At 67.2% G+C, this 26,321-nt stretch carries 24 protein-coding genes; 14 read left to right on the top strand and 10 right to left on the bottom strand.

Features of this window, described 5'->3' with window-relative positions; all coding sequences use genetic code 11:
* The first annotated feature begins 56 nt into the window (after positions 1-56).
* A complete protein-coding gene (gene malZ / locus F8S13_05020; GenBank protein ID KAB8145193.1) occupies positions 57-1,883 on the top strand; it encodes a maltodextrin glucosidase in 1,827 nt (608 codons plus the stop codon).
* A gap of 65 nt (positions 1,884-1,948) precedes the next feature.
* On the opposite strand, the gene F8S13_05015 is transcribed toward malZ, so the two are convergent.
* Positions 1,949-2,527, bottom strand: a complete 579-nt coding sequence (locus F8S13_05015; protein KAB8145257.1) for a M23 family metallopeptidase — start codon at positions 2,525-2,527, stop codon at positions 1,949-1,951.
* Between the two features lie 50 nt (positions 2,528-2,577).
* Positions 2,578-4,821: a GAF domain-containing protein gene (locus tag F8S13_05010; GenBank protein ID KAB8145192.1), complete on the bottom strand. Its 2,244-nt coding sequence runs from the start codon at positions 4,819-4,821 to the stop codon at positions 2,578-2,580.
* Positions 4,822-5,125: 304 nt separating this feature from the next.
* Here F8S13_05010 and F8S13_05005 point away from each other — a divergent pair, with 304 nt between their 5' ends.
* Positions 5,126-5,911, top strand: a complete 786-nt coding sequence (locus F8S13_05005) for an SURF1 family protein (protein ID KAB8145191.1) — start codon at positions 5,126-5,128, stop codon at positions 5,909-5,911.
* Here F8S13_05005 and F8S13_05000 read toward each other — a convergent pair whose 3' ends face one another.
* Positions 5,912-6,166: a hypothetical protein gene (locus F8S13_05000; protein ID KAB8145190.1), complete on the bottom strand. Its 255-nt coding sequence runs from the start codon at positions 6,164-6,166 to the stop codon at positions 5,912-5,914. It abuts the gene before it with no gap.
* 481 nt (positions 6,167-6,647) lie between these two features.
* On the opposite strand from F8S13_05000, the gene F8S13_04995 reads away from it, so the two are divergent.
* On the top strand, positions 6,648-8,195 hold the full coding sequence (locus F8S13_04995) for a nicotinate phosphoribosyltransferase (GenBank protein ID KAB8145189.1): 1,548 nt from the start codon (positions 6,648-6,650) through the stop codon (positions 8,193-8,195).
* Between the two features lie 59 nt (positions 8,196-8,254).
* Here F8S13_04995 and F8S13_04990 read toward each other — a convergent pair whose 3' ends face one another.
* Complete coding sequence (locus F8S13_04990) at positions 8,255-8,938, bottom strand: 1-acyl-sn-glycerol-3-phosphate acyltransferase (protein ID KAB8145188.1); 684 nt, start codon at positions 8,936-8,938, stop codon at positions 8,255-8,257.
* Positions 8,939-9,021: 83 nt separating this feature from the next.
* Positions 9,022-9,696: an HAD-IA family hydrolase gene (locus F8S13_04985; GenBank protein KAB8145187.1), complete on the bottom strand. Its 675-nt coding sequence runs from the start codon at positions 9,694-9,696 to the stop codon at positions 9,022-9,024.
* Between the two features lie 51 nt (positions 9,697-9,747).
* On the opposite strand from F8S13_04985, the gene F8S13_04980 reads away from it, so the two are divergent.
* On the top strand, positions 9,748-10,068 hold the full coding sequence (locus F8S13_04980) for a hypothetical protein (GenBank protein ID KAB8145186.1): 321 nt from the start codon (positions 9,748-9,750) through the stop codon (positions 10,066-10,068).
* 225 nt (positions 10,069-10,293) lie between these two features.
* Here the strand turns inward: F8S13_04980 and F8S13_04975 are convergent, their stop codons facing one another.
* Complete coding sequence (locus F8S13_04975) at positions 10,294-11,109, bottom strand: SDR family NAD(P)-dependent oxidoreductase (GenBank protein ID KAB8145185.1); 816 nt, start codon at positions 11,107-11,109, stop codon at positions 10,294-10,296.
* A 615-nt stretch (positions 11,110-11,724) separates the two neighbouring features.
* On the opposite strand from F8S13_04975, the gene F8S13_04970 reads away from it, so the two are divergent.
* From F8S13_04970 to F8S13_04925, 10 genes are all read left to right on the top strand, one after another.
* Entirely contained in the window at positions 11,725-12,798 is a 1,074-nt protein-coding gene (locus F8S13_04970; protein ID KAB8145184.1) for a hypothetical protein, read from the top strand.
* Positions 12,799-13,047: 249 nt separating this feature from the next.
* The gene (locus F8S13_04965; GenBank protein ID KAB8145183.1) at positions 13,048-14,220 is read left to right on the top strand and encodes a threonine synthase; all 1,173 of its coding nucleotides are present in this window, start codon (positions 13,048-13,050) and stop codon (positions 14,218-14,220) included.
* A gap of 111 nt (positions 14,221-14,331) precedes the next feature.
* On the top strand, positions 14,332-15,213 hold the full coding sequence (pdxS, locus tag F8S13_04960; GenBank protein KAB8145182.1) for a pyridoxal 5'-phosphate synthase lyase subunit PdxS: 882 nt from the start codon (positions 14,332-14,334) through the stop codon (positions 15,211-15,213).
* Between the two features lie 63 nt (positions 15,214-15,276).
* On the top strand, positions 15,277-15,846 hold the full coding sequence (gene pdxT, locus F8S13_04955) for a pyridoxal 5'-phosphate synthase glutaminase subunit PdxT (GenBank protein ID KAB8145181.1): 570 nt from the start codon (positions 15,277-15,279) through the stop codon (positions 15,844-15,846).
* A gap of 43 nt (positions 15,847-15,889) precedes the next feature.
* Positions 15,890-16,957 carry a hypothetical protein gene (locus F8S13_04950; GenBank protein ID KAB8145180.1) on the top strand — a complete coding sequence of 356 codons (1,068 nt, stop codon included), beginning with the start codon at positions 15,890-15,892 and terminating at the stop codon, positions 16,955-16,957.
* Complete coding sequence (locus F8S13_04945) at positions 16,878-18,566, top strand: AAA family ATPase (GenBank protein ID KAB8145179.1); 1,689 nt, start codon at positions 16,878-16,880, stop codon at positions 18,564-18,566. The genes F8S13_04950 and F8S13_04945 overlap by 80 nt, the downstream gene beginning before the upstream one ends.
* A 62-nt stretch (positions 18,567-18,628) precedes the next feature.
* Entirely contained in the window at positions 18,629-19,318 is a 690-nt protein-coding gene (gene tmk, locus F8S13_04940) for a dTMP kinase (protein ID KAB8145178.1), read from the top strand.
* Positions 19,319-19,373: 55 nt separating this feature from the next.
* Complete coding sequence (locus F8S13_04935; protein KAB8145256.1) at positions 19,374-19,703, top strand: hypothetical protein; 330 nt, start codon at positions 19,374-19,376, stop codon at positions 19,701-19,703.
* 164 nt (positions 19,704-19,867) lie between these two features.
* A complete protein-coding gene (locus F8S13_04930) occupies positions 19,868-20,380 on the top strand; it encodes a zinc ribbon domain-containing protein (GenBank protein KAB8145177.1) in 513 nt (170 codons plus the stop codon).
* Entirely contained in the window at positions 20,251-21,240 is a 990-nt protein-coding gene (locus F8S13_04925; protein ID KAB8145176.1) for a DsbA family protein, read from the top strand. The genes F8S13_04930 and F8S13_04925 overlap by 130 nt, the downstream gene beginning before the upstream one ends.
* Positions 21,241-21,313: 73 nt before the next feature.
* Here the strand turns inward: F8S13_04925 and F8S13_04920 are convergent, their stop codons facing one another.
* The 4 genes from F8S13_04920 to nadA all read right to left on the bottom strand — a co-directional run bounded on the left by F8S13_04920 (position 21,314) and on the right by nadA (position 26,312).
* A complete protein-coding gene (locus F8S13_04920) occupies positions 21,314-22,453 on the bottom strand; it encodes an aminotransferase class V-fold PLP-dependent enzyme (GenBank protein ID KAB8145175.1) in 1,140 nt (379 codons plus the stop codon).
* Positions 22,450-23,337, bottom strand: a complete 888-nt coding sequence (gene nadC, locus F8S13_04915) for a carboxylating nicotinate-nucleotide diphosphorylase (GenBank protein KAB8145174.1) — start codon at positions 23,335-23,337, stop codon at positions 22,450-22,452. The genes F8S13_04920 and nadC overlap by 4 nt, the downstream gene beginning before the upstream one ends.
* Before the next feature lie 47 nt (positions 23,338-23,384).
* Positions 23,385-24,974 (bottom strand): L-aspartate oxidase, encoded by a 1,590-nt coding sequence (nadB, locus tag F8S13_04910; protein ID KAB8145173.1) that lies wholly within the window; start codon positions 24,972-24,974, stop codon positions 23,385-23,387.
* Positions 24,975-25,067: 93 nt separating this feature from the next.
* Complete coding sequence (gene nadA, locus F8S13_04905; protein ID KAB8145172.1) at positions 25,068-26,312, bottom strand: quinolinate synthase NadA; 1,245 nt, start codon at positions 26,310-26,312, stop codon at positions 25,068-25,070.
* Between the last annotated feature and the right edge of the window lie 9 nt (positions 26,313-26,321).

Genomic DNA, 26,321 nt, shown 5'->3' with positions numbered 1-26,321 from the left:
GCCGTAGAGACTATGGTAAACTAAACCGGTACAGGTCAATCCCAAGGAGCACGGACATGAATTGGATCGCGTCGATACACCACGATGGTTCCCCGCGCTACGTTGCGCCGTCCAATGGTCGAGCCACCCTGCGCCTTCGCGCCGACATACACGCGCCGATCGAGAAAATCCTCATCCGCTCGGCCCCCGACGGCGAGCAGAGCATGACGCCGATGGAGCGCGTGGCGGATGAGGGCGTCTGCCAGTGGTGGCAGGCCGAGCTGCCCCGCGCCATGCCGCGCGACGGCTACCGCTTCTACATCATCACCGCCGAGGGCGACTTCTGGCTCTCCGCCGCCGGGGTCACCCGCCACACCCCCACCGACACCACCGACTTTAAGCTGCTCGACAGCGCCACCATGCCCGCGTGGGTGCGCAACGCCGTGTTCTACCAGATCTTCCCCGACCGCTTCTGCGATGGCGACCCCAGCAACAACGTGCGCGACGGCGAGTACACCTACCTGCGCCGCCCCGTGATCGCGCGCGGCTGGGATGCCACCCCCACCCGCGAGCTTGGCCCGCTGGAGTTCTTCGGCGGCGACATCCAGGGCATCATCCAGAAGCTGGGCTACCTGCAGGATCTGGGCGTGACCGCCATCTACCTCACGCCAGTCTTCACCTCGCCATCCAACCACAAGTACGACAGCGCCACCTACGAGGAGGTCGACCCGCACTTCGGCGGCAACACGGCCCTGGCCGAGCTGCGCTCGGCGCTGGATGTGCGCGGCATGCGCCTGATGCTCGACCTGGTGCCCAACCACTCGGGCGACCGCCACACATGGTTTCAGGCCGCCCTGGCCGACAAAGATGCGCCCGAGGCTGGATTCTACACCTTTCGCAGCCACCCAGGCGACTACGAGAAGTGGCTGGGTGTCTCGACGCTGCCCAAGCTCAACTACCGCAGCGAGGAGCTGCGCGAGCGCATGTACGCGGGCGAAAACTCGATCGTGCGGCGCTGGATGCGCCCGCCCTACCGGATCGATGCGTGGCGCATCGACGTAGCCAACATGCTGGCCCGCCAGGGCGACAGCCAGCTGGGCCACAAGATCGGGCGCGGCATGCGGCGGGCGGTGAAAGACGAGAACCCCCAGGCCTACCTGCTAGGCGAAAACTTCTTTGATGGCACGCCCCACCTGCAGGGCGAGGAGCTGGACGCCAGCATGAACTACCGCGGCTTCGCCTTCCCGCTGCTGCAGTGGCTGGCGGGCGACTACTTCCTGCAGGCCCAGTGGCTGGCCGACGTGCGCCCGCTGGACACAGCCACCATGGCGGCGCAGTGGCTGGCCTTCCTGGCCCCCGTGCCCTACCAGGTAGCGCTGCAGCAGTTCAACCTGCTGGGCAGCCACGACACGCCCCGTGTCACCACCATCCTCGGCGGCGATCTGGCCAAGCTGCAGGTGGCCCGCGCGCTGCTGTACGCCTTCCCCGGCGTGCCCTGCATCTACTACGGCGACGAGGTGGGCCTGGAGGGCGGCACCGACCCCGACAACCGCCGCCCCATGCCCTGGGACGAGTCGCGCTGGAATGCGGCGGTGCTCGACTTCGAGCGCAAGCTCACCCGCATCCGCCGCAGCTCGCCAGCGCTGCGCCACGGCGGCTTCCAGCTGGTGCACGCCCATGGCCAGACGGTGGCTTTCCTACGCGAGGTGCTGGATGAGCGCGTGCTGGTGGTGGCTCGCCGCGCCGACGACGGCATGGGCGCGCTGGATGTGCGCGCCGCAGGTATCGCCGATGGCGTGACCTGCGTGGAGATGCTGACCGGCGTGGAGAGCACTGTGGTGGGCGGCAGGCTGCCGCTGCTGCACATGCCCGAGGTGGGCGTGCAGCTCTGGCGCATGCCCTAGCAAAAAGCACACAAAACGGGCCTGGGATCTTTCATCCCAGGCCCGTTTTGTGTGCAGAAAGGGCGCTACTCTAACGACGGCGTGATCTGCTCGCCGCGCTGCCAGGCGCGCAAGTAGGGGTAGGGCGCGATCTCGCCCCGCCGCGTGGCCCAGTCCTCGGGCGTGGTGGGGTGCGAGATGCCGAAGTGCAGGTGCGGCGCGACGTAGCGCGCGTCGCCGCTCTTGCCCGTCAGGCCCAGCAGCTGGCCCGCATCCACATGCGCGCCCACCTCAATCCCATCCGCCACCGCCGAGAGGTGCGACCCATAGTAGCGCACACCATCATCGCCGATCATGGCGACAGAGAGGCCGCCGCGCGTCGCGGGGTCGTTGCGCTTGGGGGTCCAGGTGTCCGTCGTCGTCACCCACTCGACGGTGCCGCTGGTTGGTGCTACAAAATGGCTTCCCCTAGGGCAAAAAATATCGGCGGCGGGGTAGTCGTGGTGGTACTTGCCGTAGCTGATCTTGCCCAGCTTTTTGCCCTGCGCGGTCAGCTGCACGGGGAAGGCGTAGGTGTAGGAAGGTGCCTCGGTAGGAGCCGCCGTCGGGCTTGGGGTGGGCGTGGGCGGTGCAGCCCCCGCCGTGATGGCATTGGCCAGCAGCATGAGGCCAACGCACAGGCTTGCCAAAAAGATACGCACGCTGTCTTCTCCGCTTAAAAACCCTCGTCGGGCTGCTCCATCGGCAGGGCCACGTAGAACGTGCTTCCCCGCCCAAGCTCGCTCTCGACCCACAGCAGGCCGCCGTGGCGCTGCACAAACTCGCGGCTCAGGTAGAGACCCAGGCCCAGGCCCTCGCCGCGCCGCTCGCGCCCGCGCGAGTAGCGCCGGAACAGCGTGGCGCGCTGCTCCTCGGAGATGCCCACACCCTGATCCTCTACCGCGATCAGCGCCAGATCATCGGCCAGGGCCAGCCCGCCGTCGGCGTGGCGCAGCGCCAGCGCATCGGGGTGGCGAGCCAGCACGTCGGCCACCCGATCCTGGGCCAGCGTAACCGATATGCTGGTCTCGTTGGCGCTGTAGCGGATGGCGTTGCTCACCAGGTTGGTCAGCACCTGACGGATGCGCAGCGGGTCGCAGGCGATCGTCAGATCGGGCTGCTTGATCTCCAGGTTCAGCGTGCGCTCGCCCGCCGAGGGGCGCTGCTGCTCGATCACCTGCTGCACCAGGCTGGCAAGGTTGGCCTGCTGGATCTGCAGGCTCACCTGGTCGGCATCTAGGCGCGACACGTCGAGCAGATTGTCCACCATGCGCAGCATATGGGTCACCTGCTGGGCCAGGATCGTCAAGCCGCGCAGGTCGGGCGAGTCCTCGTCGCGCTTTTGCTCGCGGCGCACCAGCAGATCGGTGTAGCTGCGCACGGCGGCCAGCGGGCTGCGCAGCTCGTGGGCGGCCACGGCCAGAAAATCATCCTTGGCGCGCTCAACCTTCTGGCTGGCGGTCACATCGCGGAACACCACCACCGCGCCCTGGGTGAGATCATCCTGATTCACCGGCCCGCCGCTGAAGCTCATCACGGTATCGCGCCCGCTCGCACCGCGCTGGAACACGCGGTAGTCGTGGAAGATCTCGCCCGAGAGCGCTTTGGCCAGCGGGTGCTCCTCCACGGGCAGCGGGTCGCCATTCAGCCTGCGGATGCCGTAGAAGTCGGGCATCTCGCTCACCTGCTGGCCGAAGGGCACATGCTCCAGCGAGAGCAGGTCCATAGCTGTCTGGTTGGCCAAGATCAGCCGCCCCTCGCCATCGCACAGCGCCACGCCCTCGGCGATACCGCCGATCACCGCCGCCAGCCGCTGGCGCTCGATCTCGCTGTAGGTGTAGAGCTTCACGTTGGCGATGGCGAAGCCCACCAGGCTGCCGATCATCATCAGCACGCGGGTGTCGATCTGCTCGTAGAGGTTGCCGACGCCATACATGCAGGCCACACCAGCCACGGTGCCACCGGCCAGCAGCGGCAGATAGATGCAGCTGGCCATGCCATCGTCGATCAGGGCCTGCTCATCGGGCAGCAGCGGGCGGCTGATCGGCTGGCCATAGCGCACGGCCTCGGCGCAGGCCGCGTCGGCCACGCCAATCTCCTCGTGGTGCTGGGCGTAGCTGGCGGGCATGTGCCGCTGCGCCCCCAGGGTCAGGCTCGACCGCGAGGGGTTGTAGAGCAGCAGCATGCCAGCGTTGGCCTGCACCACGCCCATCAGCACATCCAGCGTGTTGCTCACCAGCTCATCCAGATCGCTGGCGCTGCTCACCGCCGTGCTGATCGCGCCGAAGGACTCCAGCCGCCGCTGGTCGGTCTTCATCTGCACGTAGATCTGGGCGCTGTGGATAGCTGACGCCACAATATTGGCGAACAGCTGTAGGGTGGGGAAATCGCTGCTGCCAAACGGCGGGCGATGGTTGAGGCTCAGCAGCTCCAGCACACCCATCACATCGGCCCCGGCGCGCAGGGGCAGCAGCACGGCGCTCATATCACGTGGTATCAGGTCGAACAGCTGGCGCAGGCCTTCCTGATTGCGCTGGTTGTATGGCCCCGATAGCTCGCGGTAGCGCGACCGCCCATCGACCCACAGCGGGTCGCTGCGCTGCAGGATGCTGCCAGCCAGGCCCTCGCCATGGCGTAGGCGGATCTGGCGCAGGAACGCTGGGTTGTCCTGGCTCTCAAGGCCGTGCGAGGCCCCTACCTGCAGCGTGCTCTGCTGGGGGCTATACAGCCAGAGGATGCTGGCATCGATGCTGGGCAGCGCCTCGGCGATCTTCTGGGGGATGGCGCGGTAGAGGGTGTCGGGGTCGTGGATGGACACCAGCTGCGATGCGATCTGCAGCAGGATGGCGGCGGAGCTGGGCACAGGCTCGTGCGCTGGCTGGGCAAAAAGATCTTGCTCTGGAATGGCCTCAAGGCTCATGTGCTGCACCTTGCTACGATCTGTGCCAAACGGCTCTGCTTTTTTAACGCGTTGAAATTATAGCACGCCTATGGCAAACGAATGGATGGCAGACAGGAAGCAAACCGCTGGTTTACCCCTAACGTTTTTATAAAAAAAGGCCAGAGAGACGAAAGTAGCAGGCCCTGGTAAACTGGAGATTTTTCTCACAATCTCACCCATTTCGTGCTAGACTATGCCCATCCGGAGCGCGCAGCACCGATCAGGGCCAGCTGGCGATCCCAGGCTATGTTCTTCCCAACGATGGAGCACCGTACACAAGGCTATGTTTGTTCAGTATCTATTTCAAGGCCGCCGCGGCATATTCACCGCGCTGGTGGTGCTGATGGCGATCGTGTTCTGCGGGCTGGGCATCTGGCAGCTCAACCGGCTCGGCCAGCGCTTCGCCATGATCGACCTGATGCGCGAGCGTATGGCGCAGCCTGTGGTGGAGCTCACCGGGGGCGAGGCCCTCGACACCGCCGCGCTCGACTACCGCCGCATCCAGGTGCGCGGCACCTTCGAGCCATCGCAGGAGATCCTGCGCCGCAACCGCTCGTTCAACGGTGCCACCGGCTTCCACCTCGTCACGCCATTTCACATCGCCGGTTCCACCAAGGCCCTGCTGGTCGACCGCGGCTGGATCCCCTACGACCAATCATCCCCCGCCCAGCGCGCCGCCTTCGCACCGCCCAGCGGCGAGGTGACGATCGAGGGCATCGCGCAGCAGTCGCAGGATGCCGACGCGGCCCCATTCGACCCGCCGCTCGCCAGCGGCCAGACGCGGCTGGATGCCTGGTTCCGCATCAACATTGCGCGCATCCAGCAGCAGGTGGCCGAGCCGCTACTGCCGATCTTCATCGAGCAGCAGCCCAGCGAGGGCGAGGAGCAGACCAGCTTCCCGCTGCGCAGCGCCACCGAGCTGCCGAGCGCTGGGAACCATCTGTCCTACGCCATCCAGTGGTTCTCGTTTGCGATCATCCTGGTGAGCGGCTACCTGGTGTTCATGCATCGCCAGCGGCACAACCTGCTGGAAGAAGCGCTGCCCACAGCGCAGGGCAGGCCCGGCTAGCTAGCGGATGCCCCAGGCCATCATCAGCAGCACCAGGGTCAGCTGCACGCAGTGGAGGCAGTCGAACTGCACTGCCCGCCAGAACTCCTCGCGGCCAAGCCACCACCACACACGGTTGAGCCGGTGCCGCAGCGGATGGTTGCGCAGCGAATCAATCGAGACCGCCTGGGCAAGGCGCAGCAGCCGACGCGTATTGGTGACAAACATCGCACTCCAGATACCAACGACCGAAAGTTGAACAAGCATTGCCAGCATATGAGCCTCCGCTGGTAGAGTTGTTTGTCGACAGGGCGCGCAGATCGCGAACCGTGTGTGGGGCCGCGTTGCCCTTGCTACTGGTATAAACGAGCGTATGCGCAAAACAAGGGGAAGGAAACCCACCCCCGGAACAAGACCGCCCACCTTGGTGTCTTCGCGTGAGAGCGCCCGTGTGCGGGCCGCATTGGAGTTGGTATAGATGATCGCGCATGTGGCAAGAATCTTGCCAGCGTCAACCACCCGCCCATCTTGTAGTATCAGCATATTTTTGGCAGGATTCAATGTACCTATTGTTCCTTGCCTGGGGGTGAGAGAGGTACTAGATTGACATAGGACGAAATAACCTGTATCGCCCGGCACAATCTTCCGACGGCCCAGGCCGCTACGCGTCGGCGCTTTGTGGTACAGTTTTGCCAAGAGGTATTGAACACAATCAGGCAGGGCACGGCACCTGTGCCGTGCTCGAAGGAGCATCGCAATGCCAGAGGTTAGCCGCCGCGCGGTCGAGGGGATCCTCTTCACCGATCAGTATCAGCTCACGATGGCCCAGCTCTACTTTCGCATGGGCATCCACGAGAACACCGCGCAGTTCGAGCACTACTTCCGCAGCTACCCCGACTACGGCGGACACCAGGCGGGCTACTGTGTGAGCGCGGGGCTGGGCACCCTGCTAGAGTGGATGGAGGGCGCGCGCTTTGGCGAGGAGGAGCTGGCCATGCTGCGCAGCCAGCGGGCCAATGATGGCAGCCAGCTGTTCCACGATGATTTCCTGGCCTGGCTGCGCAAAAACGGCAGCTTTGGGGCGCTCTCGCTGCAGGCCATCCCCGAGGGGCGCGTGGTGCACCCCAACACCCCGCTGACGGTGGTGCGCGGGCCGCTGGCCATGGCTCAGATCATCGAGACGCCGCTGCTGAACATCATCAACTACCAGACGCTGGTGGCCACCAAGGCGGCGCGTATCCGCGAGAGCGGCGGCGGCCAGCTGGTGCTGGAGTTCGGGGTGCGGCGCGGGCAGGGCATCGGCGCGATCGAGGGCGGGCGGGCCGCGCTGATCGGCGGGGCCGACTTCACCAGCGACGTGGGCATCTCGCACGCGCTGGGCTACCAGCCCAAGGGCACCCACGCCCACGCCATGATCCAGGCCTTCATGGCCATGGGCCTGACCGAGCTTGACGCCTTCCGCGCCTACGCCGAGGCCTACCCCGACGACTGCCTGCTGCTGGTGGATACGATCAACACGCTGGAGAGCGGCGTTCCAAACGCCATCCGCGTGTTCGAGGAGCTGCGCGCCAAGGGCCACCGCCCGGTGGGCGTGCGGCTGGACTCGGGCGACCTGGCCTACCTGACGATCGAGGTGGCCAAGATGCTGGATGACGCCGGGTTCCCCGAGGCGGGCATCGTGCTCTCTAGCAACCTGGATGAGATGATCATCTGGCAGATCAAGACCCAGATCCGCGAGGAGGCCGAGCGCCACGGGCTGGATGCCAACGCGGTGCTGCGGCGGCTGACCTACGGCGTAGGCACCCGCCTGATCACATCGTGGGGCGCGCCCGCCCTGGGCGGCGTGTATAAGCTGATGGCGCTGCAGCACCAGGGTGTGTGGTCGCCCGCCATCAAGCTGTCGGACTCGGCGGAGAAGACGCCGAACCCCGGCAACAAGCGGCTGTGGCGGCTCTACGACCGGCGCGGCAGCGCCACCGCCGACCTGCTGACGCTGGAGGATGAGGATCCGCGCGAGTGGGACCAGATCATCCTGCGCCACCCCAGCGATATCAACAAGTCGCGCATCGTGCGCGCCAGCGATATCTCGCAGATCGAGCCGGTGCTGGCGGATGTGCTGGCCGAGGGCAAACTGGTGTACGACCCGCCCACGCTGGACGACATGCGCCTGGCCCGCCGCACCGATGTGAAGCGGCTCGACCCCGGCGTGAAGCGCCTGGTGAACCCGCATGTCTACCACGTCTCGCTCTCGCAGGCCCTGTGGGAGCTGAAGGAGCGCCTGATCACCGAGGCGCGCGCGAAGTAGGGGGCAGAAATGCAGCAGAACGCGGGCGCACCCAGTGTGGGTGCGCCCGCGTTCTGCTGCTACTTGATACTAGCCTGACCCTCGCCGAGCGCCGCAACCACATCGTGCAGCTCGCGCGAGACCGCGCGCCAGGTGTGCTTGTTGCCGGGGTCGGCCACCAGGTGGTCGATCACCGGCCCGAAGCGCACGGTCACGGGGTAGGGGCGCGGCAGGACGCGGTTCTTGGGCATCACGCGGCCAGTGCCCTCGATATAGGCGGGCAGCACGGGCAGGTAGGGGAAATCGGCCAGCAGCCGCCCCACGCCGCTGCGGAACTGTGCCATCGAGCCATCGCGGCTGCGCGTGCCCTCGGGGTAGAGCACCACGCCGTAGCCCTCGCGCAGCGCCCGCACCACGTGGCGCAGCGGGTCGACGCCCACCTTGGGCTTGCGCGCGATCGGGATGGTGTTGAACAGCACGCGCGACACCTTCTCCATCGTCCCACCGGTGAAGAAGTAGTCGCTGGCGGCGGCGGCCACCACATTTGGCCATAGCTTCGAGGGCAGGCTGGCGTAGAGCAGCGGGGTGTCGGCATGGCTGGTGTGGTTGGCGACCAGCAGGAAGGGACCGTGCTCGGGGATATGCTCGCTACCCTCGACCTTCAGTCGGCAGTAGAGCCGGATGACGCTCATAAAGAGATGCGCAGGGATCTTGATGCGGGCTGCCGGATGTCGGCTCGTATACATTCCCATGGCTGCTTCCATGCCTCCCTAGATGTGGCGCTGCGCCAGTAGAGCGTGGCGCAGCGGAGGAGAAGAATTGGCGGCGTGTTCTGGCAAGCAGATCGCTAGCTCTCACGCGCGAGCAGCAGTTCGATCGCGTCCTCGGGCAGTTCTTCAAGCGAGCGCACAACCACATCGGCCTGAAGGCTGCCGTGGGTGGAGAGGATGCCGACCACGCGCATGCTGGCGCGCCGGGCGGCCTCGACGCCCGCCGGGGCGTCCTCGAAGACGACGCAGTGGGCGGGGTGCGCCCCCAGCCGCTGGGCGGCCAGCTGGAAGACCTGCGGGTCGGGCTTGCCATAGGTCACATCCTCGGCAGATGTGACCGCCGAGAAGTACTGTGCGATGTCCAGCACATCGATAATCGCATCCACGTTGGCGCGCGGTGCGGATGAGGCGACGGCCTGGCGGAACCCGGCCCGCTGCAGCCGATCGAGCCACTGGCGCACGCCCGGCAGCAGGTGGATGCCGCGCTCGCGCACCATCTGGCGGTACAGCTCCTCTTTGATGCCGCCGATGCGGGCGATCTCGCTGTCGCTCAGATCTTCGCCCATCAGGCCGCGCAGGATCACGTCGTTGCGCTGCCCGAAGGTGGCCTGAAAATAGGTCTCGGTTACCGGCCAGCCAGCCTGCTCAAGCGTGTCGCGCCACGAAAGCCAGTGGTACTCGGCGGAGTCGAGAAGGGTGCCGTCCATGTCCCACAGGGCGGCGCGGGTGGGTGTGTTGTCGTGTGTGCTCATGCCTGCCAGCTATTCCTCTCAGGTTTCGTTTTCGTATTATAGCATAGCCCTTTGGGCGGGCTTTGGCGCTGGCGATCTGCGGCGGGGTGTGGTAGCGCAAGGGGTGAGGCGAGGGCTGGTGTATCGATATTCACGCGGCACAAAGAGGGGCGGGCGGCAGATTTATTATCTGCCGCCCGCCCCTGTGCTTCGGGCCTAGTCGTTATCGCCATTACCAAGCGAGCGGCTCGGCTCAGTCTCACTGGCTGGGCCGCGGCTCTTGCCGTTCATGCTGTTTTCGGTGTGGCCCTGGCGCGCATTCGTCGGCCCGGCCTTGCCGGTGCTTCCCGGCATTGGGATCTCATCACTCTCGATCTCGGCATCGATGCCTGAGATCTCGCCTACGTAGGCTGGCGCGGTGCGATGCCCGCCCGTGCCAGAGGAGCCGCCAGCACCGCCGACGCCATCGACGCCATAGTGCGTGGGTCGCGGCTTATCATCCTCGTGTTGCGGATCGGGGGCGTTGCCCCTGGGATGGCGCTGTTTCTCTGCCATGGTAGTCCCTCCTTCGTTGTGGTGAGGACTCCATGCAGAGAGCGTGCCAGCGGCGATCGGGCGTCAGGATGCCACCGCAGTAGCACCTGGGGCATCCTTCGCCCCGCCGAGCTTGCGCCTGCCGATCAGGAGATAGGCCAGGTCGATCACGTCGGGCAGCAGCGCGGCGATGCCGCCCGCCAGCAGCACCGCCACGCCCAGCCAGCCCGGCACGATCGCGGTGCGGCTGGGGCGCTCGGCCAGCTTCACGATCTTCTTGGCCACCTGTATCGGCTCTAGGCCGGGCATCTCGGCCCCGGCCATCTCGCCAAACTCGGTCTTGAACGGCCCCGGCTCGACCAGCGACACCCGCACGCCATAGGGCAGCAGCTCGCGGCGCAGCGAGTGGCTCAGGCTGCGCACCGAGACCTTGGTGGGGAAGTAGTTGCCCCAGCCGGGCAGCGAGAAGTGGCCCGCCATCGAGCCGATGTTGATCACCACGCCGTGCGAGCGCAGCAGGGCGGGCAGGGCGCGCTTGGTGAGCAGCACCAGGCTGAGCACATTGGTCTCCCACTGGCGGCGCAGGTCGTCGATCGCAGCCTCGGCGAAGCTCTCCTTCAGCGGCACGCCGGCGTTATTCACCAGCACATCGATCCGGCCAAAGCGGCGGATGGTCTGGTCGATCAGGTTTTTCTGATCCTCGGGCTTGGTCACATCGCAGGGGATGGCCAGCGCGGTGCCGCCCTTCATCTCGATCTCCTCGACCAGCTCATTCAGCCGCTCGGCGCGGCGGGCGGCCACCACCACGCGGTAGCCCTTCTGCGCCGCGAGCAGCGCCGTCAGCTTTCCAAACCCGCTTGAGGCCCCGGTGATGATCATGACATTGCCAGGTGTGGCCATGGGCTGCTCTCCCTTATTTCAGCGTTGTGGTCGCAGGCCCGCGTTTGGCGCAGGTGGCGCGCGCCTGCCATACGAAGGTGGTGCGGGCTGATTATAGCCGCAACTACGCGCGAAGGCCAGATCGCGCGCCGCAGAGCGGGGTTTCCCGCCTGCGCGGGTGGCACCTGGGGCCTCTGCGAGGGGGTGTAACTCCTCACATGGTGTCACGTAGTCGGGCTTTCCGAGGCGTTTTTGGCAAAATTGCACGTTGCCGTCGGGTCGGCTAGGGTGTGCTTTCGCCGATGGCGGTCGTGCTTGTCGGGTGGGTGGATGCCCTGCGCGGGCGGCGCCTAGGGGCCTGGCCCCTAGGAACCCCGCGAGGGGGTGTAACCCCCTTCGATCCCCCAATGTTGAGCGTTCCCGTGCCGTTTCCTAGCTGCTGGCGTTCGTGCATATGGCCATCAAGACTTTTGCGGCTCCTTCGCCGCATGGGATTAGTGGGATGGGGCGTTGATTTCCATCGACGTCGAGGCGGGTCTCGTGCCCGCCCACGTGCATCGCATGCATCGGATGCCTCTACGATGCGTCATCATCGACCATCGATGGCGAATGGTGGCCAAAAGGTCTTCAGCAGCTATGCTACTCGTCAACACCGCTCTGACCCTCGTCAACACCGCTCTGACCCTCGTCAACACGGCTCTGGCCCTCGTCAATATCGCCCTGACTTTCGTCAACACGGCTCTGACCCTTGTCAATACCGCCCTGGCCCTTGTCAATACGGCTCTGGTCCTCGTCAATACCGCCCTGGCCCTCGTCAACACGCCTCTGACCCTCGTCAACACGGCTCTGACCCTCGTCAATATCGCCCTGACTTTCGTCAACATAGCTCTGGCCCTCGTCAATACCACCCTGGCCCTTGTCAACACGGCTCTGACCCTCGTCAATACCGCCCTGACCCTCATCAATACCGCCCTGACCTTCGTCAACACTAATATGCTCTTGCGCAAAGAAGAAAAAACGCTCTACACTATTTTCAAGACCGTATCAGGAAGGAGCATGGGGATGAGCATGAGCCGCGATCATCAGATCGCCAGCGCACAGCGGAGCATCCTGGTCATCCAGCAGGAGCGCATCATCCAGGAGGAGCTGAGACGGGTGGGCTATACCGAGGGCAGGCTAGAGAGCGACTATGCGGCCTGCGCCGCCGCGATGGTGGCGATTGAGCGGCAGAGTGCGGCGCAGCTGGATCTGGCCCGGGCTATCGAGCAGGTGCGGCAGCTGCGCGCCGAGGCCCAGGCGTGCTACAGCGCGCTGGCCAGCACGGTGCGAGCGGTCTTCCCCAGCGAACCGATCCTGCACGAGCGACTGCGGCTGCGCGGGAACCCCAGCCAACAGAAGGCCCGGAGCGCCTTCATCGCCCGCGCCCGTGCGCTCTACGATGGGCTGCTGGAGCAGGCCGAGCTGCTGCCGCTGCTGGCGGATGCGGGCTATGACCAGCTGCGGCTGGAAGAGGAGCGCGGGGGCATCGACCTGCTGCAGCAGGCCGGTGCCGCGCGCGAGGTGGCCGCGTTCCGGGCGCGGCAGGCCACCGAGCAGCAGCGCCTAGCGCTGGCCGAGCTAGCCAGCCGCCGCAGCCGCTTTCGGCGGCTGGCCAAGGTGGCGCTGCGCGGCAACCCGCAGGCGCTTGGGGCGCTGGGGCTGGGCCGCTGAATGCACCAGCCACCCCTGGGGTGGTAGGGCCGTCCTATGCGCGCTATCTGATGCCACCTCGCATCTTGATGGTGAATCGGTTTCCCTCGTTGTGTCTTGGTTCCCTGTGGTTCCTTGGTGTCTTGGAGTCTTGGTGGTAAAAACGTGCTGCCGAATGAGCGCATAGAGGCCCTTTGTGCCTCCGCAGGAGGGGCTATGCTATACTCGGCCCGCGCTACCTACCATTCACACGCGAGGAATGCACAGACCATGAGCCAGTCGACCATAACCCACCTTGAGTGCGGGGCGTGCGGCCAGCGCTACGCCCACGATCAGCTGCTGAACCTCTGCCCGGCGTGCGGCAAGCCGCTGCTGGCGCGCTACGACCTAGAGCGCGCGGCGGCCACGCTCACCCCCGAGGCGCTGGCCAGGCGGCCCGCCAGCATGTGGCGCTACCGCGAGGTGATGCCGGTGCAGGATGACGCGTACATCCTCAGCCTGGGCGAGGGCTGGACGCCGCTAGCCCGCGCCACCCGGCTGGGCCAGCAGATCGGCTGCCCCAACACCCTGATCAAAGACGAGTCGCTCAACCCCACCGGCAGCTTCAAGGCCCGTGGCCTGAGCGCGGCGGTGAGCCGGGCCTACGAGCTGGGCGCGCAGGCCCTGGCTGTGCCCAGCGCGGGCAACGCCGCCGGTGCCATGAGCGCCTACGCCGCGCTGGCCGGGCTGCCCGCCCACGTGTTCATGCCCGCCGACGTGCCCATGCCGTTCCGCGTGGAGTGCGCCGCGCTGGGCGCGGAGGTGACGCTGGTGGATGGCCTGATCAACGACTGCGGGGCGCGGGTGCGCGAGGGCGTGCAGCAGGGCCGCTGGTTCGACGTGAGCACGCTGCGCGAGCCGTACCGGATCGAGGGCAAGAAGACCATGGGCTACGAGCTGGCCGAGCAGCTGGGCTGGCGGCTGCCCGACGTGCTGATCTACCCCACCGGCGGCGGCACCGGCCTGATCGGCATGTGGAAGGCCTTCGACGAGATGGAGCAGATCGGGCTGATCGGCCCCAAGCGCCCCCGGCTGGTGAGCGTGCAGAGCGAGGGCTGCGCGCCGATCGTGCGGGCCTTCGAGCAGGGCGTGGAGCACGCCGAGCTGTGGCAGGGCGCGCGCACCATCGCCGACGGCATCCGCGTGCCGGTGGCGATCGGCGACTTTCTGATGCTGCGGGCCATCCGCGCCAGCGGGGGCTGCGCCGTGGCCGTGAGCGACGAGAGCCTGCGCGAGAGCACCCGGCTGATGGGGGCCGCCACCGGCATCTTCCCCGCCCCCGAGGGCGCGGCGTGCCTGACGGCCCAGCGCCTGCTGCTTGAGCGCGGCTGGATCGCCCGCGACGAGCAGGTGGTGCTGTTCAACACCGGCACCGGCCTGAAGTACGCCCACCTGTGGGCCTAGGGATGCCGCATCACCAAGCCTTCTCAAGGCGGAGGATGCTGCGCCGAGCGGTGTGGTACAATGACACAAACAAAAATTCTCACCGCTCAAAAAATAGATCTGAGGGATGCAATGGACAAGTCAACATGGACAACAAAGGCTGGGCTGGCGCAGATGCTCAAGGGCGGCGTGATCATGGATGTGGTCACCCCCGAGCAGGCCAAGATCGCCGAGGAGGCAGGCGCGTGCGCCGTGATGGCGCTTGAGCGCGTCCCGGCGGACATCCGCGCCCAGGGCGGCGTAGCGCGCATGAGCGACCCCGAGCTGATCCTCAAGATCATGGAGGCGGTGACGATCCCGGTGATGGCCAAGGCCCGCATCGGCCACTTTGTGGAGGCGCAGGTGCTTGAGTCGCTCGGGATCGACTATATCGACGAGAGCGAGGTGCTGACCCCGGCGGATGAGGAGCACCACATCAACAAGCACACGTTCAAAGTGCCGTTCGTGTGCGGCTGCCGCAACCTGGGCGAGGCGCTGCGCCGCGTGGCCGAAGGATCGGCGATGCTGCGCACCAAGGGCGAGGCCGGCACCGGCGACGTGGTGGAGGCCGTGCGCCACGCCCGCACCGTGTTCAGCGAGATCCGCCGACTAGGCAGCATGGATGAGGACGAGCTGTACACCTACGCCAAGAACATCCAGGCGCCCTACGATCTGGTGCGCTCGGTGGCCGAAAACAAGCAGCTGCCGGTGGTGAACTTCGCCGCAGGCGGCATCGCCACCCCCGCCGACGCCGCGCTGCTGATGCAGCTGGGCGTGGACGGCGTGTTCGTTGGCTCCGGCATCTTCAAGTCGGGCGACCCGGCCAAGCGCGCGCGCGCGATCGTGCAGGCCACCACCCACTTCAACGAGCCGGAGATCATCGCCGAGGTCTCCAAGGGCCTGGGCGAGCCGATGGTCGGGATCAGCGTCAACTCGCTGCAGCAGGGCCAGCTGATGGCCGGGCGCGGCTGGTAGTTTCCCAAGGAGGGCCGGGCGCGGCTGGCAGGATGCCGCCGCGCCTGGCGCAGCACAGAACCTATGACAACAGGAGTTCTCGCCCTGCAGGGCGATTTCCGCGAGCACAAAGCGAAGCTTCAACACATCGGCGCGGAGGTTGTTGAGGTTCGGCAGCTGAAACACCTGGACACCGTCGATCGTCTCATCATCCCAGGCGGGGAAAGCACCACCATCGGGCGGCTGATGGTGATCTACAATCTGCTGGAGCCGATCCGCGAGCGCGCCCTGGCCGGGATGCCGATCTGGGGCACGTGCGCGGGGGCCATCCTGCTGGCCAAGCAGATCGCCGACGGCAAGCCGGGCCAGCCGGGGCTGCAGCTGATGGACATCACCGCGCGGCGCAACGCCTTCGGGCGGCAGCTCGACAGCTTCGAGGCCACCACGCAGATCGCGGCGCTGGGCGAGGAGCCCATCCGCACCGTGTTTATCCGCGCCCCGACCATCGAGCAGGTGGGCGCGGGGGTCGATATTCTGGGCAAGCTCGACGATGGCCGGATCATCGCCGCGCAGCAAGGGAAGCTGCTCGCCAGCTCATTTCACCCCGAGCTGACCGACGACGACCGGATGCACCGCTATTTTCTCGAACTCTAATCGCAGCGCACCGGCCACCGCCAGCGCGCCGCACGCCACACACATGATCGGACCTGCCACACCTGGCGACCTCTGGACATTACGGCGTAAACCGCGCAGCCACGTGATGCTGTACAACGAGGCCATGCTCGCACGGCCCCATCGATTCCTGTGGTGCGCGCTGCGCAGCATCATCGAGGGCAACAGCTACCACGGGATGACCATGATGCTGCGCGAGCGGGGCCTGCGGGCGGCGGTGCAGACCGTGGCCCGCAGCGGCAGGCCCGAGCACGACGTGGCGGTGCTGGCCTCCTATGGCGGCGTCGAGGGCGGGCCGACCGACCCCGACATGTGGTTCCGGCTGCTGGAGCAGCTCTCGGCGCTGGCGGGGCGGGCGGCGGTGCAGCGGCTCTACGCCGCGCTCTCGCAGAGCCACACCGAGCTGCGCGAGCTGTTCCGCCAGAGCGGCTTTAGCCACTACACCACCCAGCTGGTGCTGCGGCTCGAAGGGCCGGACTGGGACCAGGGCACCACCGTGGCCCCGCTGCGCCCCCAGACCCAGCGCTCGCTGTTCGCCATCCAGAAGCTCTACGGCCTGACCACACCACGAACCGTGCAGCAGGCCGAGGTGCGCGACAGCCGCACCTGGAAGCTGCCCCGGGCGCGCGACCGCGCGGGGACGCGCGGCTGGGTGCTTGGATCCGACGACAATCTGACCGCGTACCTTCATGTGACCACCGGCACCGCCGGGCACGTGCTGACGCTGCTGCTCCACCCCGAGTCCCGCGAGATCACCACCGATGTGCTGCGGTTTGGGCTGGGCCAGATCAGCGACGACCTGCCGGTATACTTACTGCTACGCGAGTACCAGCGCGAGCTGCTGATGCCCGCCAGCGACCTAGGATTTCAGCCCATTGGCGAACAGGCGCTCTACGTGCGCCACATCACCGCACCTGTGCGGCAGCCCATCCTCCGCCCTATCGCCGAACCGATGCTGGAGTCTCGTGTATCCATACCAACGATATCCTCGATAAACGAGGACGCGAGGGCATATGTCAGATCAACACGATATCACAAGCAACATCGACCTGCTGCTTCAGACGCTGCCGACGGGGATCCGAGCGGCACTTGAGCAAGGGGAGGAGAGCAAAGACGACCTGCTCGAGATCGTGATGGATCTGGGGCGGCTGCCCGAGGCGCGCTACCGCGACAGCGAGCGCCTGCTGAGCAGCGAGGATGTGACCCGTGAGGATATCGACTATGTGATCTCGCGGATCGGCATGTTCGGCGAGGACAACCGCGCTGGCATCCCGCGCACGCTGCACCGCATCTCGGGCATCCGCAACCGCTCGGGCGATGTGATCGGCCTCACGTGCCGCGTGGGGCGCGCCGTGTACGGCACCATCATCATCCTGCGCGACCTAGTGGAGTCGGGCCAGAGCGTGCTGCTGCTGGGCCGCCCCGGCGTGGGCAAGACCACCATGCTGCGCGAGACCGCCCGCGTGCTGGCCGACGAGCTGCGCAAGCGCGTGGTGATTGTAGACACATCCAACGAGATCGCCGGCGACGGCGACGTGCCGCACCCCGGCATTGGCCGCGCCCGCCGCATGCAGGTGCCGCGCCCATCCGAGCAGCACGCGATCATGATCGAGGCGGTGGAGAACCACATGCCGCAGGTGATCGTGATCGACGAGATCGGCACCGAGCTTGAGGCCCAGGCCGCCCGCACCATCGCCGAGCGCGGCGTGCAGCTGATCGGCACCGCCCACGGCAACACGCTCGACAACCTGATGATCAACCCCACGCTCTCCGACCTGATCGGCGGCATCCAGGCTGTGACCCTGGGCGACGACGAGGCCCGGCGGCGCGGCACCCAGAAGACCGTGCTGGAGCGCAAGGCCCCGCCCACCTTCGACATCCTGGTCGAGATCCAGAGCTGGGACAAGGTGCTGGTCTACCCCGATGTGGCCGCCGCCGTCGACTCCATCCTGCGTGGCGAGGAGCCGCAGGCCGAGCTGCGCGAGCGCAACGCCGACGGCGACATCCAGGTGGAGACCAAAGGCCACGCCCCGCGCGAAGGCTTCGAGCGCGCCGAGTACAGCAGCCGCAGGCGCGACGGCGGCGAGCGCGGCGGCGAGCCGGGCCGCAGGCGCGATGGCGGCCAGCGCGGCGCAGGCGTGGCCCAGGCGGCCAACCGCGACCGGGCGGCGCTCTCGGGCAACAGCGGCGCGATGAACGGGGTGTCGGCCCAGCGGATCTACCCCTTCGGGATCAGCCGCGACCGGCTGGAGAAGGCCATCCACGCGCTGCGCGTGCCCGCCACCATCGTGCGCGAGATGGGCGAGGCCACACTGGTGATGACGCTAAAAAACTACTACCGCCAAGGCTCCGAGCGCGTACGCCAGGCCGAGGGCCGGGGCGTGCCGGTCTACGTGCTGCGCAACAACACCGCCCACCAGATGGAGCGCCAGCTGGCCGACATCTTCCACCTGGGCGATGTCACCCCCGAGGTGGTGCCCGCCTACCGCGGCAACTTCTACGAGGATGAGGAACAGGAGGCCCGCGTCGAGACCGAGAGCGCGATCACCCAGGTGCTGAACGGCGAGCAGCACGCGGTGGAGCTGACGCCGCGCAGCAACTACATCCGCAAGATCCAACACCAGATGGCGGAGCGGTATAATGTCCGCTCGGAGAGCCGTGGCCGCGAGCCACATCGGCGCGTGAAAGTTTCCAGAGGCTAGCAGCCTGCGGGGTGCCAGGGCAACACACAAGGAGACGCTGGCACCCATACTTCTTCTAACGTATGAGTCTATTTATCACATTCGAGGGGCCTGAGGGCAGCGGGAAGAGCACCCAGTCGCGGCTGCTCTACGAGTACATGGTCGAGCGCGGATACCCCGTCATCCTGGTGCGCGAGCCGGGCGGCACGCGGATCAGCGACATGATCCGGCGGATCGTGCTGGACCTGCACAACACCGAGATTCTGCCCATGACCGAGACGCTGCTGTTCTCGGCGGCGCGCGCCCAGCTGGTCCACGAGGTCATCCGGCCCTACCTGGCCCACGATGGCATCGTGCTGTGCGACCGCTACGCCGACTCGACCTACGCCTACCAGGGCTTCGGCCTGGGCCGCGACATGAGCGAGCTGCGCATCCTGACCGAGATGGCCACCGGCGGCCTACAGCCCGACATGACCATCTACCTCGACCTGAGCGCCGAGGATGGCCTGGAGCGCAAGGCCCGCGCCCGCGAGCGCCTCCGCTCGCAGTCGGCCCCGCTGACCCCGATGCCCGAGGGCCGCACGGGCGTGCCGGTCGAGTGGAATCGGCTCGACGCCCGCGAGCTAGAGTTCCACAAGCGGGTGGAGGAGGGCTACCGCCAGCTGATCAACGAGTCGAAGGAGCGCTGGCACGTGTTCAACGCCTGCCTGGCGGTCGAGGAGATCGCCGCGCAGATCGGCGATACGGTCGAGTCGGTGCTACACCAGAGCTAGGCCCCGCTGGCACGAGAGCGAAGAGGACTGAATGGCAAGCAACGAACCAACCCCCATGCGCCTAGTGATCGCGGTGGTGCAGCGCCAGGATGCCGCCGACCTAGTGGCGGCGCTCACCGAGCGCGGCTACCGCGTGACCCGCATCAGCAGCGAGGGCGGCTTCCTGCACGAGGGCAATATGACTCTGTTTATCGCCACCGAGACCGACATGCTGGAGCCGCTGCTGCGGGTCATCCGCGAGCACTGCTACACCCGCACCCGCTACGTCTCGCCGCTGCCGCCAATCGCCGAGTCGGGCGAGTTCTACCCGCCCGCGCCGATCGAGGTGCAGGTGGGCGGGGCGACGGTGTTTGTGCTGAAAGCCGGGCAGATGCTGCGCGTCTAGCCGATGCGGCATAGCGATTGCACGACATGTGGGAGGCGACGCCTCCCACATGTGTTTTCTTGGCCTTTGCGGGCGTCGCGATGCGCCAGCGCGCGCCGTGCCAGGAACTTGACATTTTCTTCTATTGCGAGAAAATGAGCCGCAATAGGAAAGGAGCTATGACCTTGGAAGCGATTCAGTCGCTGATCACAAATACGATACCCATCCTGGTGGTGCTTGGCTGGGCCTTGCTCGCCTACCTTATTCTGCTGTGGGCCGCATCGGTGCTGTGGGCCTACCGCGACATCCGCAGCCGCAGCGACGATGTGGTGGTGCAGGTGTTCGCGGTCTCGCTGGTGCTGCTGCTGCCGTTCGCCGGGATCGTGCTGCACATGATCCTGCGCCCGCGCCAGACCCTAGGCGAGAAGTACGAGCGCACGCTGGAAGAGCAATATATGCGGCGCGACCTTGAGGAGCCGTATGTCTGCCCGCACTGCCAGCGCGGCATCGAGCCAGATTTCATCCTCTGCCCGCACTGCCACACCTCGCTGCGCCGCCGCTGCGAGACATGCAGCCACGTGATCGACCTCACGTGGTCGGTCTGCCCCTACTGTGGCGAGGACGGCACCGGGCGGGCCATGCACCAGCTCTACCGCCGCGCCCCCGAGACGCAGCCAGTGGAGGCGCTGAAGCGCTAGACACGGGCCGTGCGGGCATGCGTCTGCGGCGCGCTGCGCCCCGAGGCGGCTCTGCGCGGCATCTTTTTATCGCTCTGAAGGGATCTGACATGGTAGCATTCTCGCCCCGCATCCAGCGGGCGCTCTCAGGCGCGCTGCTGGGCGGCGCGCTCTTTCTCACGGCCTCGTGCGGCCCCACAGGCACTGTCTCCACCATCGCCAGCGCGACTGCCGAGGGCTCGACAACCTCGGGGGCCACCACTCAGGCAACCGCCGCGCCAGCCGCAGCCGAGGCCACCGCCGCGCCAGCCGCCGAGGCCACCGCCACCGCCAGCGCGGCCAGCCGCAGCATGGGCGACCCCAGCGCGCCGATCAAGGTGGTCGTGTATAGCGACTTCCAGTGCCCCTACTGCGCGATGTTTGCCGAGCAGGCCATGCCCGAGATCAAGAAGAACTACATCGACACCGGCAAGGTCTCGTTCGAGTTCCGCGACTTCCCGCTCTCCGAGATCCACAGCAGCGCGGTGCTGGCTGCCCACGTGGCCAACTGCGCGGCGGTGCAGGGCAGCTTCTACCCCATGCACGACCGGCTGTTCAAGGGCCAGACGGACAAAGAGTGGGGCACCAGCAACCTCTCGCAGGATTTCTCAACCATGCTGGGCTACGCCCGCGAGCTGAAGCTGGACGAGAAGGCGCTGCAGACGTGCGTCCAGTCGCAGCAGTTCGCGACGCAGATCGAGTCCGACTACCGCGAGGGCACGGCGGCGGGGGTGCAGAGCACGCCCTCGTTTACGGTAAACGGTACACTGGTGGTGGGCGCGCAGCCCTACGACACCTGGAAGAAGACCTTCGACGACGAGCTGGCCAAGCTCGGAAAGTAGCAGCGCAGGTCGATACAATAGAAAGCGGGCTGGGCGCATATACCCAGCCCGCTTTCTGCTGCCATAGATCGCTCTAGCGTAGCTCCATCATTATGTCTCCCAGCATCGCCACCACGCGGTCGATCTGCTCGGCGCTGTTCAGCGCGCCCAGGCTGAAGCGCACCGCCGTCTGCGCCAGCTCGGCAGGGATGCCCATGGCCGTGAGCACATGTGAGGGGTCGGTCTCGCCCGCCGCGCAGGCCGAGCCGCTAGAGCAAGCCACGCCCCGGTCGGCCAGAGCCACCAGCACGGCCTCGCCCGCCACGCCCGCGAAGCAGAAGCTGGCGCTGCCCGCCAGCCGCTGGGTGGGGTGGCCGGTGAGCATGGCCCCCGGCACCATGTCCAGCACACCCGCGATCAGGTGGTCGCGCAGGGCCTGGGTGGCCGCCATGTCGTGCTCGGCAGCTAGCTGGAGCGCTGCGGCCAGGCCGACCATGCCCGCCACATTCTCGGTGCCCGCGCGCCTATCGCGCTCCTGGTGTCCGCCGTGGATGAGCGGATCGAGCGGGGTGCCGCGCCGCACATAGAGCGCGCCCACACCCTTGGGGCCGTAGAGCTTGTGGGCCGAGATGGTGAGCAGATCGACGCCCAGCGCATCCACATCCACCACCATGTTGGCCATGGCCTGCACCGCATCGGTGTGCAGCGGGATGCCGCGCGGCCTAGTGCGCTGGGCGATCTCGGCCAGGGGCTGGATGCTGCCCACCTCGTTATTGGCCAGCATGACGCTGACCAGCACCGTGCGCGCATCCAGCGCCGCATCGAGCGCGGCCAGATCGACCACGCCAGCCGCATCGACGGGCAGGTAGGTGATACGGAAGCCGTGGGCGGCCTCAAGGTACTCGCAGGCGCGCAGCACCGCGTGGTGCTCGATCTGCGTGGTGATGATGTGGTCGCCCCGGCTGCGGCTGGCCAGCGCCACGCCCTTCAGCGCCAGATTGTCGCCCTCGCTGCCGCCGCTGGTGATGATCACCTCGCCGGGGCGCGCCCCGATGCGCTGGGCCACCGTGGCGTGCGCCCACTCCACCGCCCGCCGGGCCTGCTCGGCCAGCGGGTAGCGGCTGGAGGCATTGCCGAACTGCTGGGTGAAGTAGGGCCACATCGCCTCCAGCACCTTGGGATGGGTGGGCGTGGTCGCGGCGTGATCGAGGTAGATCAGGCCCGCGTCGCTCATTGCGCCAGCTCCATGTCCAGCCCGATATCCAGCGCGGGTGCCGAGTGGGTCAGCCCGCCGACCGAGATAATATCGACGCCCGAGGCCGCGATCGCCGCCACTGTGGCCATATTCACCCCGCCCGAGGCCTCGGTAAGCGCGCGCCCGTCGATCAGCGCTACGGCCTCGCGCAGCAGATCTGGCCCCATATTGTCCAGCAGGATAATGTCGGCCCTGGCCTCCAGGGCCAGCGGGATCTGGTCGATGCGGTCGACCTCGATCTCGATCTTGACCGTGTGGGCTAGCTGCTCGCGCATCTGCGCCACCGCGGCGGGCAGGCTCAGGCCGCGCATGGCGATAGCGACTAGATGGTTATCCTTGATCATCACGGCGTCGCTCAGGTCGCGGCGGTGGTTGCGCCCGCCGCCCACACGCACGGCGTACTTCTCCAGCGCCCGCAGGCCGGGGGTGGTCTTGCGGGTGTCCACGATCCGCGCCCTGGTGCCGCGCACGGCGGCCACGTAGCGCGCCGTCAGGCTGGCGATGCCGCTCAGACGCTGGGCAAAGTTGAGCGCCACGCGCTCGCCGCGCAGCAGGCTGCGGGCCGGGCCGCGCACCACGGCCAGATCCTGCCCCGGCTCGATGGCCGCGCCCTCGGGCACCAGCTGCTCGAAGGTGACGCGGCTATCGGCGGTCTGGAAGACCAGCCCGGCGATGGTGAGGCCAGCCGCCACGCCCGCGCTGCGGCCACGAAACACCGCGCTGGCCTGGATGCCGTCCGGCACCAGCAGGTCGGAGGTGATGTCGCCGCGCCCGAGATCTTCGTCGAGCGCCGCGCCCACCAGCCGCGCCAGCGCCTCATCGGAGATGTAGTGGCTGGTGGATGGGATATATGCCGCTGTCATTCTGTTTCCCTCTCTAGGCCGCATGGCGGCTCTTCATTGAACCTGGGCTAGTCCGCCGCCGCAAGGCTGCGCTCCAGCGCGTGCTCGACAGCCACGCGCTGGCCCACCACAATGCGGTGCCGCCAGGCGTCCAGCGTCTCGGGGGCATCGCTGCGGAAGTGGCCGCCGCGGCTCTCCTGGCGGGCCAGCGCGGCCTGGGCCATCAGCCAGCCCAGCAGCACCTGGTTGCGCAGCTCGTGGTCGGCGATGCTGCGCGGGTGGGCCAGCGCCGCCTGCCAGCGGCCCATGGTCTCGACCGCTTCCTCAAGCTCGGCGGCCTCGCGCACCAGGCCCACGTTCTGCCACATCAGCCGCTGCAGGTCGGCCTGGGTTGGAGCCTTGCTGGGCGCGGCATGCTGCGGCTGGGCCAGCTCCAGCACTTGGTCGGGGCCAAAATCTGCCGACTCGGTATCCTCGAACCACGCCGCGCCACGCTGGAGCGTGCGCTCCACGATCCGCCCGCCGAACACCAGGCCCTCCAGCAGCGAGTTGCTGGCCAGCCGGTTCGCGCCGTGCACGCCCGAGCAGGCCACCTCGCCGCAGGCATACAGGCCGGGCAGGCTGGTCTCGCCCCAGCTGTTGGTGCGCACACCGCCCATCATGTAGTGGGCGGCGGGGGCCACCGGCACCAGATCCTTGGTGATGTCCATCCCGGCCTCGGCGCAGAACTTGGCGATGGTCGGGAAGTGGCGCAGGGCCTCCTCGGCGTCCAGATGCCGCAGGTCGAGGTAGGCGCAGTCGCTGCCGGTGCGGCGCATCTCGCTGGTGATCGCCCGCGCCACGATGTCGCGCGGGGCCAGCTCGTTGCGCTCGTCGTAGCGCGGCATGAAGCGCTCGCCCAGGCTGTTGCGCAGGTACGCGCCCTCGCCGCGCACCGCCTCGGAGATCAGGAAGGGCGGCAGTCCATCCATCCGCAGCGCGGTGGGGTGGAACTGGTAGAACTCTAGGTCGATCAGCTCGGCACCGGCGCGGAAGGCCAGCGCCATGCCGCTGCCGGTGGCCACGCCGGGGTTGGTGGTGTAGGCGTAGAGCTGCCCGGCCCCGCCGCTGGCCAGGATGATGTGCCGCCCGCGGTAGCGCCGCGCGGGCCGCTCGCCCTGCATGGCCCACACGCCGGTGGCGCGGCCATGCTCCACCGCGATCTCGGTCACAAACGCATCCTCAAGCACCGCCACATTGGCCTTGCGGATGGCCTGGCAGAGCGCCTCCTCGATATGCCAGCCGGTGGCGTCGCCGCCAGCGTGCAGGATGCGCCGCCGCGAGTGCGCGCCCTCCAGCCCCAGGGAGACCTCGCCATCGTGGCGGTCGAAGGGCACCTGGTAGCTGAACAGGTCGCGGATGCGAGCGGGGGCCTCGTCGGTCAGCACGCGCACCGCCGCCTCGTCGCACAGGCCAGCGCCTGCGATCAGGGTGTCCTCGTAGTGCAGCGCCGGGCTGTCCTCGGGCGAGAAGGCCGCCGCGATACCGCCCTGGGCATAGCGCGTGTTGCTCTCCTCCAGCTTGCTCTTGGTGAGCACCAGCACGCTGCCGTGCTGGGCCGCCCGCAGCGCGGTGTACAAGCCTGCGATCCCGCTGCCGATGATAATATAGTCGTACATAGCTGTTCCTCACTATATCGTGGCCGCGGTCAGCACGTGGGCCTCGGCCTGGCGGGGCCGCGCGCACGGCGGCCCCTGGGAGAAAGCGACGCGCTACCGAAGCTGAAGCATGCGCTCAAGGGCAACCTTCGCCCAGCGCTTGGTGTCCTCGTCCACCGTGATGCGGTTGATCACGCGGCCCTCAAGCAGGTTGTCGAGCGCCCAGGCCACATAGGCCGGGTGGATGCGGTACATCGTCGAGCAGGGGCAGATCACCGGGTCCAGGCAGAAGATCGTCTTGTCGGGGTTCTCAGCGGCTAGCCGCTTCACCATGCTGATCTCGGTGCCCACCGCCCAGATCGAGCCTGGCTCGGCCTTGGCGATCTTGGCCAGGATGTGCTCGGTGGAGCCGTAGCTATCGGCGGCCTGCACCACCTTGATATCGCACTCGGGGTGCACGATCACGTTCACGCCGGGGTAGTCGCGGCGGGCCTGCTCGATCTGGGCCACGGTGAAGCGCTTGTGCACCGAGCAGTGGCCCTGCCAGAGAATGATCTTGGCCTCGCGCAGCTGCTCGGGGGTATTGCCGCCCAGCGGCTTGCGCGGGTTCCACAGCACCATCTGCTCCAGCGGGATGCCCATGGCGAAGCCGGTGTTGCGGCCCAGGTGCTGGTCGGGGAAGAACAGCACGCGCTCGCCGCGCTCGAAGGCCCAGCGCAGCACCGTGTCGGCGTTGGACGAGGTGCAGACCACGCCGCCGCGCTCGCCGCAGAAGGCCTTGAGCGAGGCCGCCGAGTTCATGTAGGTCACGGGCAGCAGCGGCTGGCGCTGGCCCTGCTGGGGGCCGTACAGCTCGGCCAGCTGATCCCAGGCGTTCAGCACGTCGTCGGGGTGGGCCATGTCGGCCATGGAGCAGCCCGCCGCCATGTTGGGCAGGATGACCTGCTGGTGCGGCTGGGCCAGCACGTCGGCGCTCTCGGCCATGAAGTGCACGCCGCAGAATAGGATGTAGTCGGCCTGGCTGCGGGCGGCGGCCAGCTCGGAGAGCTTGAACGAGTCGCCGCGCAGGTCAGCGTACTGGATGATCTCGTCGCGCTGGTAGTGGTGCCCTAGGATCAGCAGCTTCTCGCCCAGGATGGCCTTGGCCTGGCGGATGCGCCGGTCAAGCTCGGCGGCGTCCATGGCGCGGTAGCTGGCGGGCATCTGCTGCTGCACCGGCGCATCCAGCGGGATGGTGTCCTCCTGGCTTGCGCCTGGGCCGTACTGCGGTGCCTTGGGGGCGTCGAAGTTCCAGGGCTGAAGCTCAAGCTCGGGGCTGCATGTTGCGCCGACCAGTGTCGGCGGAAGAGCGGTGGTCATGGATGCTCC

The sequence above is a fragment of the Chloroflexia bacterium SDU3-3 genome, from assembly GCA_009268125.1.
Taxonomy (GTDB): Bacteria; Chloroflexota; Chloroflexia; order Chloroflexales; family Roseiflexaceae; genus SDU3-3.
This window is presented reverse-complemented; position numbering and strand designations above follow the sequence as displayed.